The sequence below is a fragment of the Xanthocytophaga flava genome (assembly GCF_030068545.1).
GTDB classification, from domain to species: domain Bacteria; phylum Bacteroidota; class Bacteroidia; order Cytophagales; family 172606-1; genus Xanthocytophaga; species Xanthocytophaga flava.
In genome coordinates, this window is the sequence record NZ_JASJOR010000054.1 from 1 (window position 1) to 21,413 (window position 21,413).

The window sequence follows — 21,413 nt, forward strand, 5'->3', positions numbered from 1 at the left end:
TCATGTCTTTGAGCAGTTATTTCATTTAGCCAAAAAAGAACGTAGACGTGTTGACTGTAATGGTTTTCGGTTGTCTCCTAAACAAATTCTTTTCCCTTAGCCTGACGGCTATGGTGATAACACCAACGACGGGAAAAGGGTGCAGCCTATGTATTTTTAGTTCTTCAAGAACTTTACTACTATCTGCTTTTGCAGCACTTAATACTAATTTGAGACAACCTCTAAGACAAATAGGCTTATTTCCTTTTCACTCCTTTCACCAGCAGGTCTTTCACCAGTGTCTCTACTTCGGATAGTTCTTCAGTAATTTCACCTGATTCTGAGACTTTTCCAAAGTAATCACAAAGTACACCTGTCTCATAACTTTCCAGAATATGAGGATGTATATAATACTTTTTACATACAGCACGGGTATTACCCAGCTTTTGAGCTACTTCCTCAATCACCTGAACTACATTCTTTTTTGCTTCAGCAGCTGAGGTAAACTCACCCAATGAACAACAGGTCCTGAATGCTTGCAAGGTTCCTGCCCAGGTACGAAAATCTTTTGCAGTGAAGGAATCCTGTGTGATCTCTTTCAGATAGTTATTGACATCACTGGAGCCAATGTTTTGTCTTTGTCCTTGTTCGTCATAATACTGAAACAGTTCGTATCCAGGAATGTCACGACACTGCTTTATTAACTGAGTAAGACGCCGGCTTTGCAAAGCAATTTGATGCTCTACTCCTTTTTTGCCCTTAAAAGAGAAGGTAGTCTTTGTTCCTTCAATCTTGACATGCCTGTCACGTAAGGTAGTAAGTCCAAAAGAGCCATATAATTTCCGATACTCATCGTTTCCGATCCGAATATTGGTATATTCCAAAAGCCGTACAATGAGAGCAAGGACTTTACGATAGGTAATACCGGGAGAGGCAAGATCTTCATTTACCTTTTTCCGGATAGCAGGCAGATGTTCTGCAAACAAGTGAAGGCGATGAAACTTTGTCTCGCTTCGGACTGCATTCCAATCCGGATGATAACGATATTGCTTCCGTCCTTTCTGATCAAAGCCTGTAGCCTGCAGGTGTCCATCTGCATCTGGGCAAATCCATACTTTCTCCCAGGCAGGCGGGATCACCAGACTATGGATACGTTTCAGCGTAGCCTTGTCTTTACAAAGTTTCCCATTGGGATATATATATTCAAACGACTCACCTTTCAGCCGACGGGTAATACCCGGAGTTTGATCTGTAGTATATATCAGGCCTGCCCGCTTAGCTGAAACAGTTGGATCTAACAGCAGCTGTTCTGCTTTCTTTGAATGCTTTACCATATCTATTTATTAAATCAGTTCATCAGATTCGTGGAGAATAGTTACTAAGGCATATTAGTAGTTATCCTATCTATGTAATTCCATCATCTCACTATCTCTCTTGTTCCTTCAGACAGGCTAGGAGGTTTCTGAAATCAACATCTTCTATTATACCTTATCTCTATAGTTCCTTCCTATTAAAATCCCGTACCTATTCACAATTACAAACAATCTACTGACAAACAAATAATTACATCCCATATAGTTTACAACTTATACTCACTGAGGCACCATTTCCACACTCCTGAAAAAATGGTAAGTATTACTTCCGAAAGAAGACCATATCCAAAATATTCTTTTGTATTATTTCAATTTTCTACATTCGTCTCAAAATATAGGTATTACCTATTCTGAATACCCAACAGCTCGGTAACAGGTACAAACAAAAAGAAACGAATAACTTTTTTTTCGTTAAAAAAATCGCTAATTCTTTTTTATTTCTCTGATTTTCAATATAATTTGCTGTATCAACTCAAACTGCACAAACTATAACGGCTACATTTTTTAGCCTGTAGATTGACTATAACTGAACGCCTGTTCATATCTTTTTTAGCCACTAATCTCTTCATTTGTTATGCACTTTGAAATTATTCGCACCAACGATGTGTATGTGTTTCAGTTACTGGAGGACAACAATCTGCTAATGGCAGGTAACACTACTTACCAAGATCCATCATCCTGTATGGATGCCATTCGTAACTTTATACAGTTAGCCGCTACAGCAGCTAATTATATAACACATACAGAAAGCGGAAACTACCTGTTTGCCATACAGACAGGGGATACTGAGATTGCAAGAAGCATACCCTATGATAGTATGGAGAGTGTGAACATAAGTATCAATAGGCTGATTGAGCAACTCTCAACAACAAGTGACTATGAAGTAAATGTTATAGAAACCCGGACCCAATCAATCCAGAGGCCAGGCCTTCAGGTAGATCTGGATGCTTATGACTTTACACAGTTATCCCGGTCAGGAAAAGCAGGTTTTGAGGTTTTCCAAAGTGCAAAGAACAATCTGTACTACTTTCATTTCAATAATTCACAGGGGCAACCTATCCTTTATAGTCAGGCTTACGCCAGCGAAACAACCCGGAATAACGGTATATGGTCTGTGATACAAAATGCAGATAAAGAAAAACGATATGAACGCAAAGAAACCGATACTGGAGCTTATTTTATTTTAAAAGCTATAAATGGCAGAGAAATAGCCAGAAGTAACTTCTTTGCTACTGCAACTGAAAGAGATGAAGCTATACAGTCGCTGCAAAAAACAGTTCAAAGCTTTGCCGATAATTATAGAAAGCCTGAAAAGACAAGTACCCGTAACGGAAATCCTCCTGTAGACAAATATAACTTTACAGTGGTATCTCAGTCCGGACAGGCGGGATTTGAAAGTTTCCAATCGGCAGACACAAAACAGTATTACTTTCATTTCAATGATGCCGATGGACAGGCCATACTTTACAGCCAGGGATATGGAAATATAGCAGGACGTGACAACGGCATCCGTTCCGTTATAAAGAACGCCTACCAGGATGCCCGATATGTGAGGAATGAAGAAGAAGGAAAACATTATTTTATACTGAAAGCAGGCAATAATCAGGAAATTGCCCGGAGTCCATTGTTTGACACAACAGCGGCGATGGAGGCGGCTATCCTCTTTTTAAAAAATCAGTCTGTCACCTACGCTTCCAGATATCAGGTAGACGTATACACAGAAGAACTTCATACAGTAGAGACTCAACGGCTCAGCCTGCATGTTGACCATCCTGAACCTGTGACCAATCTATCAGAGAAGTCCAAACGCACCATTGACCAGTATGACTTTACCCAACGGTCACCTGTAGGCATCAAGGGATTTGAACCTTTTTATAGTAAAAAAAATAACGCCTATTATTTTCACTATAATAACGATCAGGGTACACCCATCCTGTTCAGCGAATCTTACCCAACAGCTCAGACACGTGATAACGGACTCGAATCCGTCAAACGAAATGCACCTATAGAGTCCCGATGGAAGGTTCAGGAAGAGGATGGACGCTATTTTTATAGCCTTAAGGCGGGCAATAGTCAGGAGATTGCCCGAAGTCCATTCTACGAATCACGTGAAATAGCTCTAGCTAATCTGGCACTGATTCAAACTACAGAATCTGTTACACACACGGATATGGAAACAGAACCCCTACAAGAGGCAACCCCATCCGCTACGTATCTATCGTCCAATGGATTTACCAAAGAAGAACCCGTGTTGGCGTCTCCTATCATGCCCAGAGATATTCCAGCACCCAAACCTAAGACATATCCGCAAACAGAAGCACTTCCATTAACCTCTGTGTCGTCTACATCGCCACTGACAGAGCCCGCAGTAGCCACTATGGCCTCACAGGAAATAACATCTACAGGCCCTTCCGGTTGGGTTATAGGGGGTGTAGTAGCTGCCATACTGATAGGTGGTGTTATATGGTATACCAACTATCAATCCAACACTACAGACCCTACTCTTTTTGCAGCACAGGCAAACAAAGCAGAACCTGTAGTAAAAGATCCGGAACAAACCTCGGCAACGCTAGCAACCACTATTGAGAATTTCCAACCTATTGCCTTGTATTTCAATAATGATCAGCCTAATCCTAAAACAAAGACGAATACCACTGAACTGACTTATGGCCAGACATATACCAACTACTATAACCAGAAAGATGTCTTTGTGAAAGAATATAGTAAAGGAAGTACCAGTACTAATGCGTCCAAACAGGAAGTAGAAAACTTCTTTGACACCAAAGTACAGAAGGGATACAATGACCTTGTGGATCTTTCCGACAAGTTATTAGCAAAACTTAAAGAAGGGAACAAAGTTGAGATCACAGTTACTGGTTTTGCGAGCCCTCTTGCTGAAGGCGATTACAATAAAATGCTGACAGGGAGACGGGTTAGCAGCATTGAAAATCATTTCCGGACGTATAAAGACGGGCAATTTAAGGAGTATATGGACAAAGGATTGCTTGTAATCACTGAACAAGCCTCAGGTGAAGACAATGCCAGTGGCAACATTAGTGATAACCGGGACGATGTACGCAGTTCGCTGTATAGCCCTTCTGCCTCTGAAGAACGCCGTGTTGAAATTACTAATGTAACTATCCAGAAAGCAAACTAGAAGTAGCCTGGTCGGAACCTCACTGTCATTAGATAAAAACTATAGGACATTGAGGTTCTTCTTTATGCATTCAACAGACAGTATAACCTCTTATCTTTTATTTACTGGAACATTCAGGCAACAATAATTATTTTACTTTCGTTTATTTGCAAGTAATTCGCAACACACTCTTTTACATAATCTATAGTTCCTGTAATGAAATCGTTTATCCCTGTAATAACCTCTATCCTTCTAAGCTATCAGTTCGTATCAGCTCAGTCTCCAACAAAAGACCCAGTCCTAAAAACACCTTCTTTACCAGTATCATCCCGTGTGGATTCTATTATTACTCCTCGCCCAAGAACTAGTCCGGTGGCGCTGGCACAATACAAATCCACCAATATGTACATTAGGGTAGTATACGGACAACCTTTAAAAAGAGGAAGAGAAGTATTTGGAGTGCTTCAACCTTATGGACAAGTATGGCGTACAGGTGCCAATGAAGCAACAGAGATTACATTTACCAAAGATGTAAAATTTGGAGGAAAGCCTTTACGGGCAGGTACCTATACCTTGTTTACAATCCCAGATGCTGAAAAATGGACAATCATTCTAAACGGAGAACTGGGTCAATGGGGAGCATTTAGCTATGATCCAGCCAAAAATACACTTACGGTAGATGCCAAAGTTGACATCATCAAGGAAACATATGAAGCCTTTACCATCAAGTTTGATGAAACCAAATCAGGAGCAGATCTATCATTACTATGGGATAAAACCAAAGTAACAATACCTGTTGTTTTTGAAAAATAGTATACGTGAACTTAGATAGATAGTCGTTGATTAATCTTCTGTACTATCATCTGAAAATCCTCAGGTTTGTTCAGAAAGTCCAGTTCGTTTACATCAATGTACAACATTGGACTTTCCTGATAAGACCTGATCCAGTTCTGGTAGTGTTTCTGCAACGTTGCCAGATAGGTAACATCTACACTCTGTTCATATAATCGCCCTCTTTTCTTTACCTGTAAGGTTAGTTTAGGCAAACCAGCATCCAGAAAAATAAGGAGATCAGGTGGCCGTACCAGTTGCATGATTATATCAAATAACCGATGGTATGTTTGATAATCCTGTGTACTCATTATCTCAGAGTCGTGAAGATTCTTCGCAAATACAAATGCATCCTCATAGATAGTCCGATCCTGAATAACAGAATGTTTGGCCTGGCTGATCTGCATAAGCTGATCAAACCGGCTGGTTAAAAAATGGACCTGTACCTGAAATGCCCATCGTGGCATGTCTTCATAAAAATCGGCCAGATACGGATTTTCGTCAGGCATCTCTTTCAATGCTTCCCAACCATAATGAGAGGCTAATAAGCCTGCCAGTGTTGTTTTACCGGCACCAATATTTCCAGCAATCGCGATATGCATAGGCAAAATGTTCAGAGGATATAGTTTCTTTAAAAACACATGCCTAGAATGGCCACAGATAAGGTACTAATACCACAATAATCACTACCAGAATACACGTAAGCAATGAGCCTATCTTAAAAAAGTCAGCAAACTTATATTTGCCTGGTGCATATACCAGAATGCAGGAGGGCTCAAAAGGAGTAACCAGGGAAACGGACGCAGCCAGCATTACCCCAATAGCAAACGTTCTAGGGCTTACCTGAAGAGAAGTTGCCGTCTGTAAGGCGATAGGCAAAATAACCAGTGCCGCAGCGGCATTGGACATAGGTTGTGTTAGCAATACAGTAAGAATCACAAAACCAGCCAGGATAGCCACATTCCCAAAAGGTTTAAACCAATCCACAATCAGATTAGCCAGCCACTCTGAGGCTCCGGTCTTTTGCATAGCCATACCAAAAGCACTCATCCCTCCTATCAGAATCAATAATCTCCAGTCAATGATCTCATAGGCTTTCTGTGATGAAATAGCCTTTGTCAGAACAGATCCTACTGCTGCTGTCAAGAAACAGACAGAAAGAGGTATATTCGTTAAGGAGCCTACCAATACAGCCAATACAAAAAGAGCTACGACTAATATACCGCGCTTTTGCTTAAATAATAAAGGTTTAAACTCTCCCATTACTGTCAGATCATGATTCTCCCGCAGATAGGCCAGCCGTTCGGGAGTTCCCTGTACCAGAAGCAGATCTCCTAGTTTTAAATCAATGTTGTGAATCTTTTCTCTGAGAGTTTCCCCATATCGGTGGATGGCAATGACCACCAGACCGAACCGCTGGCGAAAGTTTGCATTCTTGATGTTATTTCCTATCAGATCTGAGTCTGTACGGGTTACCAATACCTCTGCCAATTGTATTTCTGGTGATTCCAGCGAAGCATTACTCAACATATCCCCGCGAATCTCTATCCCATTGGTTTCTTTGATACGAATCAGATCATCTAATTTTGCTTCAACCAGCAACAAGTCGTTTTCCTGAATAACCAGATCCGGATGAGGAAAATACACCTGGTTAGCTCTAAGTATTTTTAAAATACGTATATCCATTCGGCTCAGCTCCGTATTGAATATTCGCTGTCCTGCCAAAGCAGATCCTGGTGTTACAACCACTTCGCTTAAATATTCCCGCATAGAATATTCTTCCATATAGGTAGAATCTTTGTAATCAGGTAACATCTTATTGCCAACCAGAAACATAAATGCTATACCTGTTAGAAAGAGTATAATACCTATGGGGGTAATTTCAAACATTCCAATACTAGTCAGATTGTTTTTCTCCAGATAGCCACTGACTGCCACATTGGTAGAAGTCCCAATCAGTGTACAGGTGCCACCCAGAATAGAAGAGAAAGCCAAGGGCATTAATAATTTTGAAGGACTGATTCGCAGTTTCTTGGCAACTCCAATCACTGGCCCCACAAAAATGGCAGTGACTGTAGTATTGTTCATAAACGCTGAGACACTGCCTGCAATAAACATCACCAGTGTAGCCACCATGCCTGCAGTAGCCTTTGATGAGATCTTCACCAGCGAAGATCCAATCCTGTCCAATACACCTGTTTCCTGCAAGGCTCCACTGACAACAAAAATAGAGGCCAGAATAATAATGAAGTCACTACTAAATCCTACAAAGGCTTCTTCAGGAGAAAGAATCCCGGAAAGAATTAGCACAATTAGCAATAGGATTGTAACAACATCAACGGAAAGTTTTTCTGTAGCAAAAAGAATAATAGCTACAACCAGAAGAATTAGTACCAGTGCAATTTCCATATATTCGATCAGGAACGTTAAAGTGCAACAGACAAAAGTCTATGCCATAAAAAATAAAAGTCATTTTGAGTAAAATGACTTTTAATCTCGCTTCAATATATGCAAACCAAAGTATATAACTAATGCAAAAATCCAATATTCACTAGCGTTCTTACAAAGACAAACTAACTGATAACCTTTGTATTAGAAATACAGATATAGTGTCACACTATGCGCGCCAAGCCGGCTAAGTCCCCGGCTGTAGATATTTTTATCTTTTACCAGCAGGTTGGTTATACCATGCGAAAACCGAATCTCAGGAGTAAACTTAAAAAATTCGTAAAAGAGATCAGCTCCAAATCCGTATTCAATATTAAGATCAAAGTTTTGTGTACGAAGTGTGTTCGAACCTCTGCTTTTTACATTGGAACCTACTTCAATAGCTGGTTTTATACCACCTACCATATACATCCGGATATTACCTCTACGAATAGATTTATACCGTGCCAGCATGGATAACTCTACAAAACCTGATTCAAGAATCAGCTCCTTCACATTCCCGGCAGTAGAAGTATATTCTACTCTTCTTTCATAATAAGAAAAGGCAGGAACCAAACATATATCAAACTGCGGATCTAATCCATAGGCTACAATAAATCCCAATCCATAACTAGGCGACCACTTGGGATTGATAGCCGCAATGGTATCATTACCATTTACAAAACCGCTTGAATACCGACGTGTAAGTGTAGATACATTACCCGCGATAAAAAAACCGTAGTGTACAGGCTTGTCGTCATAATCAGGCAGATGCAAGCTATACATACTTGGACGTTTCGTATTTTGGGCTTGCGTCGAAAAAGTCAGAAGGCAGCTGCCAGATAAGATAAAAAGGATAATCAGTTTATTCCAGTGTATTTTCTTCATGCGATTAAAGATAATGTGCTCAGTGCTTATGTGCAGAGGTGCACATTAAAAGTACGTATGCAGGCTTACTAGTTGGCAGCCAACAACATTACTATCTTATATGATTTATTCAGACAATGTAACGATGCCTGGTATGTATTTGGTATGTTGTGGATAGGTGTTTGTGAAATTATACATCTTTTCAATCTGTGACTTAAGCTATTTTTCTTTCTTTCCGGTATAGATAGAACAAATACCAAAAGTCAATGCGATACTTCGGGTTTTGCGAAATCCAACCTTATCCAGAATAGATGTAAAATCTTTTCCATCAGGAAATGCACGAACAGATTCGGGTAAATACCGGTAAGCCCTATCATCTTTGGAAACAGTTTTTCCAATCAGAGGCATAATCCGGTATGAATAAAAATCATAGAATTGTTTAAAAGGAAAACTACGTGGTTTGGAAAATTCCAGAATCACACATGTACCACCTGGTCTGGTGACCCGAAACATATCGGCAAGACCACGTTCCAGATTTTCGAAGTTCCTTACGCCAAAAGAAACGATGACAGCATCAAAAGAATTGTCTGAAAAAGGTAATTTTTCGGAATCTCCCAGTCGCAATTCTATTTTCTTATCTAAGTTTCTCTTCTTTAATTTCTCTCTTCCAATAGCCAGCATTCCCTCTGAAATGTCTACCCCTACTATTTTATCCGGATTGAGTTTCAGTGCCTCAATAGCAAAATCAGCTGTACCAGTAGCTATATCCAGAATCGTTTTGGGCTTTTCTGATTGTAATAATTTAATGGCGCGTTTCCGCCAGTAGATATCGATCCCAAAGCTAAGCAGACGATTCAGCAGGTCATATTTAGGGGATATAGAATTAAACATGGAAGCGACCTGTTCCTTTTTGCCAGCTTGCTGGTCTTTATAGGGTAAAATTATTTTTTCGTCAGTCATTACAAAACAGAAATTTTGTGCAAAGATAGAGAAGTACGCTAAATTTCAGATTCCGAATTCAGATTTCAGCATAGTACAATTTTCGAAATACCAGAAGTACCAGACAACACAATGCTATTGGATCTGTTAGCAATATGAGCCTTTCTTTTTCAAAGTCCGGTATACACTGAAACATTGTTTGAAAAGAAAAGGTTGGAAACTTGCGGAAATTATCCGGTTTATAATAATTTTGGACTCAATTTTTCGTTGATTACGCAAACACCAATAGGATATGGGTACTATCATTGGCCCTCTGCACCTAAATTCCTGATAAAATTTATCATCTTATCTAAACACAAAATCCTAACAATGTTTCTAACCATTCTTTTGCAAGTAGTGACCGGCGATACGACAGCAGTGGCCACCGATTCAGTTACAGCTACAACCAAAGAACTTTCTCTACTGGACTTGTTAATGAAAGGGGGCTGGATTATGCTTCCTATCGGTATTTTATTGTTTGCTGCCATCTATATGTTTATAGAGCGCTATCTGTATATCAAGTCTGCCAGTAAAATGGACCCTGATTTTCTAAGTAAAATACGTGATCGACTGCGTGATGAAGATATACGGGGAGCACAGGAAGTATGTCAATATTCTAAAACTCCTATTGCCCGTATGATTGGCAAAGGATTATCCCGTATCGGTTCTCCTATTCGTGATGTGGAGTCTGCTATCGAAAATACAGCTCGGGTGGAGATTTACCAAATGGAAAAGAACCTCGGACTGTTGGCGGCGATTGCGGCGATTGCGCCTATGTTTGGTTTCCTTGGAACCGTAGTGGGTATGATCAAGGCATTCTTTGATATTTCAATTTCTGATAACATTAGTATTGGGGTTATTTCCAGTGGTATCTATACCAAAATGGTGACCTCAGCATCAGGTCTGATTGTGGGTGTGTTGGCTCACATGTTACATACGTATCTGAACAATATGATCGACCGGAACGTAAACAAAATGGAGGTAACTGCCATAGACTTTATGGATATCTTATATAAACCTGTTCAGGTAAAAGAAACTGTAAGAAGATAATATTTTCCGGCACAGCATCCTGATAAACTAAACGCCTATGAATCTTCGCAGACATCGTAGAAAAGAATCCGCAGTTGAAGCTTCTGCTCTGTCAGACATTTTATTCTTCCTGTTACTGTTCTTTTTGATTATGAGTACATTGGCAAGTGCCAATGCCATTAAGCTTACATTGCCCAGAGCAGCAACGGGGCAAACTATCCCCAAACAAAAACTCAATCTGTACATTCGGGAAGAGAACGGGATATTGAAATATTATATTGAAAAATCAGATAGATCAGTAGCCTTTGAAGATCTCCAGACACAACTTACAGCCGAAGCAGGCAAGCTTGACAATCCAACCATTGCGTTGCGTGCAGACGAAACGATTGTGTATGGGGAAGTTATAAAGGTGATAGATATATGCAATAAAGCTCGTCTTCCTGTCACTGCTATTGTAGATAAAACAAAGTAATCGTTGAGTACTCACCCAATGTAAAAGCACTGAGATAGTATAGTAAGGCTTTTGCATTGGGTGTGGTATTATTTTTTTTAACAACGATCATCAGCAAATCCCTGTTTGTAATTTTTATAGATATTAACCATTAACCTTTTTCATTTTGAAACCAACACTACTCATTTTAGCCGCAGGTGTCGGAAGCCGATATGGTGGACTAAAACAAATGGACGGAATGGGCCCGTCTGGCGAAACTCTACTAGACTATTCTGTTTATGATGCTATTCGTGCCGGTTTTGGCAAAGTGGTTTTCGTAATTCGTAAAGATATTGAAGCAGATTTTAAAGAAATCTTCCACGAACGTTTCAGCAGCCGCTTTCCGGTGGAATATGTATTTCAGGAGTTAACAAAGCTGCCAGCAGGCTTCACCCCTCCGGAAGGAAGAACAAAGCCATGGGGAACTGTTCATGCAGTTCTGATGGGTGAAGAAGCTATTAATGAACCTTTCTGTATGATCAATGCGGATGACTTCTATGGCTTTGAATCTTTTGATATTATCGCCAAAGAACTAACCAAACTAGATCCTAATGGCTCTGAATACATCAATATTGGCTATAAAATCAAAAATACACTTTCTGAACATGGTTCTGTAGCTCGCGGTATTCTGGAGGCAGATGCTAATGGCAACCTTACTCAGTTGGTTGAACGTACCAAAGTAGAGAAAACAGCTACCGGAGCACGTTATGAGACAGAAAATGGCTGGGTAGACCTAACCGGTGATGAGCCTGTATCTATGAACTTCATGGGCTTCCCTCCGTCTGCGTTCCCACTGATGAAAGAATATTTTACAGAATTTCTGAAGAAAAATGGCAATGACCTGAAGGCAGAATGTTTTATTCCTAACTTCATGGGAGAAATGTCCAAGCAAGGAAAAGCACATACAAAAGTTATTTCAACACCTGCCAAATGGTTTGGAGTAACGTATCGTGAAGACCGTCAGATGGTTGTAAATGCAATCAAAGAACTGGTAGCTCAGGGCAAATATCCTGAAAAGCTATGGTCTTAATCAAACACTATATATACAAAAAAGAAGCTCCATTTTTCAATGGAGCTTCTTTTTTGTATCATCTATACACTCTTTCTGAGATAGCTATTATAAACTTGTAGCATCATATACCTGTACACGTTCCCACAAATGAGAATATAACTCAATAAATTTTTTGTGGATTGGGTGTTCCTGATAAATATCCTGATCCGCTTTGCTTTTAAACACAAAAGTGATTGAGTAAGCATAGGAATGATCAATTACAGGACGACGAGTCTCAGCAGGTACTCCAATATATCCTTCCTGAATTTCACCCACTGTTGCCAGCAACTGCAATCCCTGATACAATGAATCTTTGGCAACCTGGCTATTAGGTTCTTTCAGCCAGAAATATACAGTGTGTACAAACCCTTTCTTTATATGGTTCATGTTTTTCTTGGGTGATTTGGTTTGAGCAAAAATAAATGAAACAGCAAAAAATAAAACAGCAGAAAACAAAAGCTTTTTCATAAATAATACAATAAGGTTTATGATGCTAAGTTAAAATTTTTCTATAACGAGTAATAATAATTGTCAAAAAAACACTCTTTTACTAACTATCCAACGGCTCCCAAAAGGTTGATCTATGGAAAAAGTCGTTAGTCAAAGGTAAAAGCTCTTCGTTATTATTGTTAGCGACCCGTTTACATATCAACCTGCATTTTTCCTTTGCCATACTGTCCTGCGGAGGAAAACCAGAAGCCACCATAAATATACCATTCCAGGTTTTCCAGATAAACAACTGCATTTTCAGGGTCTATCTGAGGTAGTTCTTTATCAGTGATAATTCCTTTGTACCATCTACCCGATCGGGAAAAGGCTTCATATTCTACCAGGTAATGCAGCCACTTAGTACCACAGTGAATGCAGGTACAAAGAGTAACATCCGCATACCTGCCATGTGTGGTATCTTTTCCAAGATAAGTTTCAATGTAGTCCTTAAAATAAAATGGAGGGATAAAACATTTGCATTTGGCTTCGGGTATGTGCATTGTGTAGTTAATTTTACTTTTCAAAAGTTATTGGCACCTCCATTAAAGTAATAAGAAAAGTTGTATAGCTAAAGTATTTGCATTTCCTCCTGGTCCCAACAGCTTCACTACATTTTTTTGAAGCAGTTAACTAATAAATACAGGACTGCATGTACAACAAAGACAGATGCATGAATGGAAAAATCAACATTCCTTGAAAAAGGTTTAGTCAAAAAATTAACTTGCACATTCAAACCTATCATTAGCCTGCCATACATATGAATCTGATCCTCCGTTCGTTTGACCTTCCATTAAAACACACATTTACCATCTCCTATGATTCCAGAGATGTACAACCTACTCTTATTGTAGAACTTACCGATGGAATACATCACGGATATGGAGAAGCAACATCCAACCCCTATTATGGGGTAACTATCGAAAGTATGACGGCCATACTGGAAAGTCTTCGGAATCAGATTCAGGATACCCCTATTCTTTCACCTGAAGCATTCTGGCTGGAGATGCATTCGGTATTGAAAGATCACTCCTTTGCACAATGTGCACTGGACATAGCTGCTCATGACTGGTATGGTAAATCGATAGGAGAACCGCTCTATAAACATTGGGGCTTATCAACACAAAACCTGCCCCTCACTAATTATACCATTGGCATTGATTCGGTAGAAAAGATGGTTGCCAAACTCAAAGAACTTCCCTGGCCTATTTATAAGATCAAGCTTGGTACAGCTGATGATGTAGCAATCGTACGGGAGCTACGCAAACATACAGAGGCTATATTCAGAGTAGATGCCAATTGCGCCTGGACTCCTGAAGAAACTATTCGCAACTCGTATGAACTACAAAAGCTCGGTGTTGAATTCATAGAGCAGCCTCTGAAAGCCGATAACTGGGCAGGTATGAAAGAAGTATATACCCATTCAGCACTCCCTCTGATTGCCGATGAAAGCTGCATAACAGAAAATGATGTTACCAAATGTCATGGACATTTTCATGGTATCAATATAAAGCTGGTCAAATGTGGTGGTCTCACTCCTGCCCGACGCATGATTGCCGAAGCCCGTACCCTGGGTATGAAGGTTATGGTAGGTTGCATGACAGAATCTACGATAGGAATTTCAGCAATTGGACAACTACTCCCCCTATTGGACTATGTAGATATGGATGGGGCATTATTACTCAGTAAAGATATCGCAACAGGTGTATCCATAGACTATGGCAAAGTAACCTTTTCGAATCAGAATGGAACAGGAGCCGAATTAATCGAAAATGCCTAGTTGCACAGGTTCAACCTACGACCATAGCATTCATTGCTATAGACCATTTCAGCATGATACAGATTATACAACATCTACCTGACAGAGTCATTCAGACGGAGGGAAAAGAATTTTTATATTTTAGTGGTACATCGTATCTCGGAATTTCCAGAAATCCTGATTTTCAAGGATACTTACAGGAAGGTATTACCCAGTATGGTACTAATTACTCAAGTTCCCGTATATCCAATATACAACTGGATATCTTTGAAGAAACCGAACAATATCTGGCTACTTATGTAAAGACAGAGGCTGCACTTACTTTTTCTTCCGGCTTTCTGGCAGGACAAGCCATCGTGCGAATGCTACAGACAGAAGGTGAGCTATTCTATGCACCACGCACGCATCCGGCATTATGGACCAGCAACTCAGATCCTTCTTTTCTCTCTTCTTATCAGGAATGGATAGAACACATTTGCAATACAGCAGAAGCGTCAACATCTTCTCCGCTGGTTTTTCTGACAAACTCCCTTGATCCCCTGTATGGAGAAAGCTATGACTTTTCCTGGTTACAGCACTTATCTACACATAAACGCTTTATACTGGTTGTAGATGATTCGCATGGCATTGGAGTAACAGGTAATGATGGGAATGGCATTGCAGAACAAATACCATCTCTTCCTCATGTTGAAGTCATTATTGTAGGTTCTATTGGGAAAGCATTGGGTATACCGGGAGGAGTAGTTGCAGGTAACACGCAACGAATCGCTCAGCTAAAAAAATCACCTTTTTTTACAGCAGGATCTCCTATCCCACCTGCCTATCTCTATGCCTTTCTTCAGGCAAAGGAACTTTATCAGGATCTACGAAAAAAACTTTTTGAAAATATTGAGCTTTTTCAACAGGAAACATTGTCCTTACAACTCTTCCAGTCATTTCCGAATTATCCGGTGTTTTACACCCAACACAATACACTATATGACTCTCTCTATCAGCATCAGATACTAATTTCCAGTTTTCCATATCCATCTCCGTACCATCCCTACATAACACGGATTATTCTCAATGCTTCACATACTCAGGAAGATATCTATCAATTAATTAATAGTCTGAAAATACAAAAGGCATGAACCGATTGGTTCATGCCTTTTGTATTTTCATTTCTTACAGTTATAATTTCCGGCGACGCATCTCTTTTTTGATTAATCGAAACTCTCGGCTACTCTGTCCTGCTATTGCTGTATTTTCCGAAGCTCTGCGAAACAGATAAGGCATTACCGCAGCCACAGGGCCATAGGGCACATACTTGGCTACATTATATCCTGCATGAGATAGGTTATACGATAAGTTGTCACTCATTCCATATAGCTGAGCAAAGAATATATGTGAATCAGCAGGAGCTATTCCAGCCTCCTTCATTAACTCTATGAGAAAATAGGTACTTTCTTCATTATGGGTTCCTGCACAAATAGCGATTTTAGGGTAGTTTGCTATACAGAAACGTAAAGCGTCATTAAAATCTCTGTCAGTAGAAGGTTTATTAGGCTGAATCGGATCTTGTCTTCCTTCTGCTTTAGCAACTCTTCCTTCTTTTTCCATATAGGCTCCACGCACCAACTTCACTCCCAGAAAATAGCCACCTTCTACTGCTGCTTCATGCGCCTTTTTCAGATTATCTAACATATCCCAACGATACATCTGAAAAGTATTATAGACAATTGGCTCTTCATGGTTAAACATTTCCATCATTTCATAGGCCAGCCTGTCTATTGTATCTTGTATCCAGGTTTCTTCTGCATCAATAAAGATTCGGACCTTTTTCTCGTATGCCTTGTGGCAGATACGTTCCACACGTTCTTTTACATGGACAAAACCTTTCTGTTCTTCAGAGTTAAGTTCATTCCCGTTTTGCACTTTTTGCAACAATTCAGTAGAAGCCAATCCTGTAATCTTAAACACAGAAAAAGGAATAGCAGGATTACCAGCTGCCTTTTCAATAGTACGTATAATCTCCTGTGTAGTAGCTTCAAATCCAGCATCCGTTTTAGCTCCTTCTACAGAGTAATCCAGAATAGTTCCCACACGAAACTTCCATAGTTCTCTGGTTGTCTTTTCGCATTCTTCTATTGTTTCTCCACCACAGAAATGCTCAAATATGGTATTTTTAACAATCTGTCGTACAAAAGGAAATTTTATAGCAAAAGCAGCTTTCAGAAAGGCAGTTCCTGTTTTTACAAGAAAGTTGCTATTCATGGAAGCAAACAATCCATACATTTTTCGCAGTTCGGAGTTTGACTTGGAGGAGAAAGCGATTTCTGTATCATCAAAGGAAATACGCTGCGGGGTGCTAGCTACCGGTTTGGGGTCAATCATATTATATATGTAGTAAGAGCTACTTTTGTGTTTGTTGATGTAACAACACAAAGATACAATGAATTCAGATTTTTTATCTGATCCTAAGTAAGAATCACACCTTTCATGTGATAAAAATGACTTTATTACAAGTTTTTACAGAGGAGCCCCCTAATGATAGGTCTATTCACGGGTCAATCTTTCAATCAGTTTCTGATGCTGAGGAAATATAGCCATTAAGTCCTGCCTCTTTGCCAGTTCAAAGTCTGCAAAATCAAAGCCTGGTGCAACAGTACAACCAACCAGAGCAAAGCCCTCTGCATTTTCTGAAACAGAACCAAACCAATATCCGGCAGGTACAACAGCCTGAAAAACTTCTCCTTTCTCAGGATCAGACCCTAATCGAATTGTATGCAGGTTTCCTGTAGGGTCAATAGCATATACAGTCAAAGTGGTACCTGCATAGAAATGCCACATCTCATCTGACTGAATACGATGCAGAGAAGAAAACTGTCCGCCTTCGACCAGAAAATAAATACCCGTAGAAAAACTACGGGCCCCTTTATATCTATCAGGTAAATGACTAGGGTTGATTGATTCGGCACTTCGATAGGTTTCCGAAAAATAGCCTCCTTCCGGGTGTGGCTGAAGATGAAGCTTCTGAATCCAATAATCGGCAGCGTGCATCAGTATAATCTAAACAATCTGGAAAGTATCTGTATTATAATAGAGAAGAATAGTATTGTTAGTGCATCTCGTAACTATTATTCATGATTAGCAAAAAATTTTTCTCTGATTTGTTGTAGATGAGCAGCTGTCAGAGGCTTGGTTATATAGTCTGCAACTGAATCATACATTTTAGCTCTATTAATATCATCTACATACATAGAAGAAGAAAGCATGATCAAAACGATGTCTTTATTCTTTAATCCTTCAATCTGTTCATACTGATTCAAAAAATCCCACCCATTCATAGCAGGCATATTAATATCCAGAAAAATCAGATCAGGTAACACTTTGTCATTTTCATCCAACAATGCCTCCTGTAAATAGTTCAATGCTTGCTTTGCCCCCAGGCATGTTATAATATTCTCAGCAAAGTCATTTTTCTTAATAATCTTAGTACATATAAGATTGTTAATTTCATCATCATCAATCAACAATACTGTATTGAGTTTGCTCATGTGCTGAGATTTTTTTAATAGGCCCATGCATGATTTATTTATTCATGCACATAACTGATTATGTATCTTATTATTTATCGTTACGAAAATAGGAGAAACGATTTGGCAAATCAATAACCACTGACTTTTTTTTTTCAAAAATATACATTTAGAAATATTTAATTGTAAAATGTATAAAAACATCTTTAGTCGGTAAGAAACCAAAAATGTAAACAACTCGCAGTGAACAATTTAAAGATCAAACAATGTAGTTACACACATTTATTTAACCCAAAAAAGATACTTTTTTGACAGTCAATTCGAACCTATAATTATAAAATTATTCCAAATATTACACAAATAGTACATCCCAAGCAAGATACTACCCGGTTACCTTCCAAAAATGCTACAACATGCACAATTCTAATCAGCTTGCAACATTTGGAAAACAGAATCCAGCTTGGGTTGAATACTAATTTCTATCAATGGTGTACGTGGCTGCTTTTCTGTTTTCTTTGTTTGTTCAGCAAAAGCTGTTTGGTACTTTATTGATACAGAAATTCTACTAAAAGTAACACCCTCTTTTTTCAGAGTCTCAGCCACATACCAGATACGGCTCTTTGATAACTCCTCTCCTGCCATATCTTTCCCTCCAGACTGTGTCAGTAATGATGTTGGAGTGATCGTATACTCAGGTTGAATTTTTAATATAGAAGCGATTTTCTTTAATAGATCAACTCCCTGTGGAGATAAATTTGTAGTATTTGAAGCAAAACCATAGGATTCAGGAAATACAATAGCAAGTTTTGTCATTCGTTGCTCTATTGTGACAGCAGTATCTTTTGAGGACAAAACTGATTTCTCCAGCTTCTTCTTCAGATCACCAACACTTTTCTCCATTTTACGCATACTGCTTTCAAAAGCCAGCATTTTTATTTCTCTCTCCTGTAATGAGGCCGCCAGCTTGTCATTATTAGCCTGCTGAGCCAAAACTTTTTGCTCTTGTATTAATAGGTCTTTTTCCTTCTGAGATACATTCTGAGCAAAGGAAACATCTTCAGAAGATAGACTGGCACTTAGCTGTTTGTATGATTTGTCTAACTGATCATATTTCTCAAACAAATCATCCAGCATTCTTTTGTTTTTGGAATAATTCTGAGCAAGTGTCGCACTATCATTCTTTAGCTGAAGATAGGCATTAAGCTGTCTATTATACTTAATGGCAATACTATCACGCTCCTGTATATGACGTTCACTTTCCAGCGATAAGCGTGTTGTGTCTGCTACCCGGGTACGAACTATGTATTCATATCGGTTATTTAGTGTCTCATACTTTTTTGCACTGACACAAGAATACATAGCGAAAACCCCTATGACACATGTGTATACATATATTTTATTCAATACAGACTTCTTATTAATGTCTGCAAAATCATCGTTCAAACACGAGAATATCATCACTGCTCAAATAGTGTTTTCTAAAGTGGCTCCTGCTGACTTAAACAATGAAAACTTCCTAGTCCCCAAATGATATCTGTAGAATCTAGACCGATAACTTTTCGGTCAGGGAAACATTTTGTCAGAATATCCAAAGCCTTGTCATCATTTGCATCACGGTAAGTAGGTACAACCACAGCTGCGTTCCCAATATAAAAATTGGCATACGAAGCTGGTAACCGTTGATCTTCATAAATAACGGCTGATGGCATAGGTAACTCAATCACATTCAAAGGCTTACCATTTTCAAGCCGCATGGTCTGAAGTGTTTTCAGATTTTCCTGTAACGGTTCGTAATTTTCATCAGCTTTATTATGCTCTACTACTGTCACAACAGTGTCTTCATTGACAAATCGTGTGATATCATCAATATGTCCATCTGTATCATCTCCAACAATGCCATCTCCCAACCAAAGTATATTGGAGACTCCATAATAATCACGCAAGTATTGTTCAATCTGAGGCTGTGTCAGATGTGGATTCCGGTTCTTGTTTAACAAACAAGCTGTTGTAGTCAGAACAGTCCCTTTTCCATTAAATTCTACAGAACCTCCTTCCATAACAATACCAGGCTGAAATACAGGTAATTTACGGACTTCAGCAATACGATAGGGAATCAGGTTATCCAGATCATGAGGAGGATATTTCTCTCCCCACGCATTGTATTTCCATTTCACTACTACTTTTTTCCATTGTGCATCCTGACTAAGCAGAAATGCCGGACCATGATCCCGACACCATGCATCATTGGTAGGATGTAAAAAGAAACTCACCTTTGATAAGTCTGTTCCTACTTGTAGAAGCCATTCTTCTGCTTCAGCCTGCATGGAAGGTGTACTGACATTTATACACACCTGCTCACCTTCTGTGAGTGCTTTCACAAACTGTGCATAAATAGGGTAAATACTTTGAATCTTACCAGGCCAGGAAGCCTCTTTATGTGGCCAGCTAAGCCATGTTGCTGCATGTTTTGCCCATTCGGCAGGAAAATAATATCCTAATTGTGCCGGAGTCATGAATATAAAATGTAATGGATAAATACGTCAATAAATACTTGTATACTAACAAAAGGTAAGCCAGAAAAATCTGTGTATGAGTATACTATACCCAATATGTAACCTTTTCTTTGAAGTCGTGCTTCTGTGTTATATTTTTCAAACGAAATGCAAAGATATTTTTCTATAGCACACGAAAAAGTAAAATATATAAATTACCTAAATACAATCATTCGTACAACTATCTGTTTCATCTTATCTTCCAGAAATTCTTAGTAAACTATAATACTATGCTTCAACCTATTGAATTAGTAACCCGAACACTTTGTGACATCATACCTGTACACCCGGCAGAACTTGCTTTTTTATTTGGTCAGACAGTGGACAATCAGGAATCTGTTCTCAGACAAGCCGAATCATTACTTAAACAAGGCCAAACCCAGCAAGTAAGCTTCCTGCAATCTCCTGCACTAAGTGGGTATCCGGGTTTTGAAAGCTGGAAAGGTATATTGCTCACAAAAGGTATATCTGAGTCACAGATCACAGGAATTCCTTTTACTAACACGACAATGATTCATACACGAATCGAAGCAGAAGCAATGATACGTTATGCTAAACAACAGAATATTCAAACCATCTATATTATTGCAACTCCGTTTCACCAGCTACGGGCTTTTATGACAGCGGTAACACTGGCAGTTGAATTATATCCGGCTGTGAAGTTGTATAGCCTGCCTGGCACTCCATTAGACTGGCAGCAAAATGTAGCTCATTCACAGGGACAGGTACGAGGATCTCGCAGTCAATTGATTGCAGGCGAACTAGAACGAATTGAAAAATATATCCAGAAAGGTGATTTAGGAACCTATCAACTGGTTTTAGATTATCTCAACCAACGAGATATAATAGTATAAAATGGCAACCAGTAGATGAAGATTATATAGATGTCCACTCTAACCTTAATTTTCCAATAAATATTTGGACATTTTGACTAGCCGCG

At 39.2% G+C, this 21,413-nt stretch carries 20 protein-coding genes; 8 read left to right on the top strand and 12 right to left on the bottom strand.

Going from position 1 to position 21,413, the window contains the following annotated elements:
• Positions 1–236: 236 nt before the first annotated feature.
• On the bottom strand, positions 237–1,313 hold the full coding sequence (locus QNI15_RS37400; protein ID WP_314037159.1) for a DNA topoisomerase IB: 1,077 nt from the start codon (positions 1,311–1,313) through the stop codon (positions 237–239).
• A 613-nt stretch (positions 1,314–1,926) separates the two neighbouring features.
• On the opposite strand from QNI15_RS37400, the gene QNI15_RS37405 reads away from it, so the two are divergent.
• Positions 1,927–4,509, top strand: coding sequence for a DUF1508 domain-containing protein (locus QNI15_RS37405; protein WP_314037161.1), 2,583 nt, complete (start codon positions 1,927–1,929; stop codon positions 4,507–4,509).
• A 195-nt stretch (positions 4,510–4,704) separates the two neighbouring features.
• A complete protein-coding gene (locus QNI15_RS37410; protein WP_313993933.1) occupies positions 4,705–5,301 on the top strand; it encodes a DUF2911 domain-containing protein in 597 nt (198 codons plus the stop codon).
• 11 nt (positions 5,302–5,312) lie between these two features.
• Here the strand turns inward: QNI15_RS37410 and QNI15_RS37415 are convergent, their stop codons facing one another.
• The 4 genes from QNI15_RS37415 to ubiE form a co-directional block, all read right to left on the bottom strand.
• Positions 5,313–5,921: a deoxynucleoside kinase gene (locus QNI15_RS37415; RefSeq protein WP_313993937.1), complete on the bottom strand. Its 609-nt coding sequence runs from the start codon at positions 5,919–5,921 to the stop codon at positions 5,313–5,315.
• A 43-nt stretch (positions 5,922–5,964) separates the two neighbouring features.
• Positions 5,965–7,728 carry an SLC13 family permease gene (locus QNI15_RS37420; RefSeq protein WP_313993940.1) on the bottom strand — a complete coding sequence of 588 codons (1,764 nt, stop codon included), beginning with the start codon at positions 7,726–7,728 and terminating at the stop codon, positions 5,965–5,967.
• 183 nt (positions 7,729–7,911) lie between these two features.
• Positions 7,912–8,634, bottom strand: coding sequence for a type IX secretion/gliding motility protein PorT/SprT (porT, locus tag QNI15_RS37425; RefSeq protein WP_313975532.1), 723 nt, complete (start codon positions 8,632–8,634; stop codon positions 7,912–7,914).
• A gap of 198 nt (positions 8,635–8,832) precedes the next feature.
• Positions 8,833–9,573 carry a bifunctional demethylmenaquinone methyltransferase/2-methoxy-6-polyprenyl-1,4-benzoquinol methylase UbiE gene (gene ubiE / locus QNI15_RS37430; protein WP_313975534.1) on the bottom strand — a complete coding sequence of 247 codons (741 nt, stop codon included), beginning with the start codon at positions 9,571–9,573 and terminating at the stop codon, positions 8,833–8,835.
• 348 nt (positions 9,574–9,921) lie between these two features.
• Between ubiE and QNI15_RS37435 the strand changes: the two genes are divergently transcribed.
• From QNI15_RS37435 to QNI15_RS37445, 3 genes are all read left to right on the top strand, one after another.
• Positions 9,922–10,641 carry a MotA/TolQ/ExbB proton channel family protein gene (locus QNI15_RS37435; RefSeq protein ID WP_313975536.1) on the top strand — a complete coding sequence of 240 codons (720 nt, stop codon included), beginning with the start codon at positions 9,922–9,924 and terminating at the stop codon, positions 10,639–10,641.
• A gap of 37 nt (positions 10,642–10,678) precedes the next feature.
• Positions 10,679–11,092: an ExbD/TolR family protein gene (locus tag QNI15_RS37440; protein ID WP_314037163.1), complete on the top strand. Its 414-nt coding sequence runs from the start codon at positions 10,679–10,681 to the stop codon at positions 11,090–11,092.
• A 145-nt stretch (positions 11,093–11,237) separates the two neighbouring features.
• Positions 11,238–12,140, top strand: a complete 903-nt coding sequence (locus QNI15_RS37445; RefSeq protein ID WP_314037165.1) for a nucleotidyltransferase family protein — start codon at positions 11,238–11,240, stop codon at positions 12,138–12,140.
• Positions 12,141–12,227: 87 nt separating this feature from the next.
• Here the strand turns inward: QNI15_RS37445 and QNI15_RS37450 are convergent, their stop codons facing one another.
• Together QNI15_RS37450 and QNI15_RS37455 are read right to left on the bottom strand one after the other, a co-directional pair.
• The gene (locus tag QNI15_RS37450; protein ID WP_313975541.1) at positions 12,228–12,629 is read right to left on the bottom strand and encodes a Dabb family protein; all 402 of its coding nucleotides are present in this window, start codon (positions 12,627–12,629) and stop codon (positions 12,228–12,230) included.
• A gap of 173 nt (positions 12,630–12,802) precedes the next feature.
• A complete protein-coding gene (locus QNI15_RS37455; protein ID WP_314037167.1) occupies positions 12,803–13,150 on the bottom strand; it encodes a hypothetical protein in 348 nt (115 codons plus the stop codon).
• A 257-nt stretch (positions 13,151–13,407) separates the two neighbouring features.
• Here QNI15_RS37455 and QNI15_RS37460 point away from each other — a divergent pair, with 257 nt between their 5' ends.
• A complete protein-coding gene (locus tag QNI15_RS37460; RefSeq protein WP_314037169.1) occupies positions 13,408–14,427 on the top strand; it encodes a dipeptide epimerase in 1,020 nt (339 codons plus the stop codon).
• Positions 14,428–14,480: 53 nt separating this feature from the next.
• Positions 14,481–15,536: an aminotransferase class I/II-fold pyridoxal phosphate-dependent enzyme gene (locus QNI15_RS37465; protein WP_314037171.1), complete on the top strand. Its 1,056-nt coding sequence runs from the start codon at positions 14,481–14,483 to the stop codon at positions 15,534–15,536.
• Positions 15,537–15,576: 40 nt separating this feature from the next.
• Here QNI15_RS37465 and QNI15_RS37470 read toward each other — a convergent pair whose 3' ends face one another.
• From QNI15_RS37470 to QNI15_RS37490, 5 genes are all read right to left on the bottom strand, one after another.
• Positions 15,577–16,779 (bottom strand): proline dehydrogenase family protein, encoded by a 1,203-nt coding sequence (locus tag QNI15_RS37470; protein ID WP_314037173.1) that lies wholly within the window; start codon positions 16,777–16,779, stop codon positions 15,577–15,579.
• A 162-nt stretch (positions 16,780–16,941) separates the two neighbouring features.
• Positions 16,942–17,445, bottom strand: a complete 504-nt coding sequence (locus tag QNI15_RS37475) for a cupin domain-containing protein (RefSeq protein WP_314037174.1) — start codon at positions 17,443–17,445, stop codon at positions 16,942–16,944.
• A gap of 77 nt (positions 17,446–17,522) precedes the next feature.
• The gene (locus QNI15_RS37480) at positions 17,523–17,942 is read right to left on the bottom strand and encodes a response regulator (protein WP_313975550.1); all 420 of its coding nucleotides are present in this window, start codon (positions 17,940–17,942) and stop codon (positions 17,523–17,525) included.
• A gap of 402 nt (positions 17,943–18,344) precedes the next feature.
• Positions 18,345–19,280, bottom strand: a complete 936-nt coding sequence (locus tag QNI15_RS37485; protein WP_314037175.1) for an OmpA family protein — start codon at positions 19,278–19,280, stop codon at positions 18,345–18,347.
• A gap of 119 nt (positions 19,281–19,399) precedes the next feature.
• Positions 19,400–20,434, bottom strand: a complete 1,035-nt coding sequence (locus QNI15_RS37490; RefSeq protein ID WP_314037177.1) for an agmatine deiminase family protein — start codon at positions 20,432–20,434, stop codon at positions 19,400–19,402.
• A 269-nt stretch (positions 20,435–20,703) separates the two neighbouring features.
• Between QNI15_RS37490 and QNI15_RS37495 the strand changes: the two genes are divergently transcribed.
• Positions 20,704–21,327, top strand: a complete 624-nt coding sequence (locus QNI15_RS37495) for a YdcF family protein (RefSeq protein ID WP_313993974.1) — start codon at positions 20,704–20,706, stop codon at positions 21,325–21,327.
• The last annotated feature ends 86 nt before the right edge of the window (positions 21,328–21,413 follow it).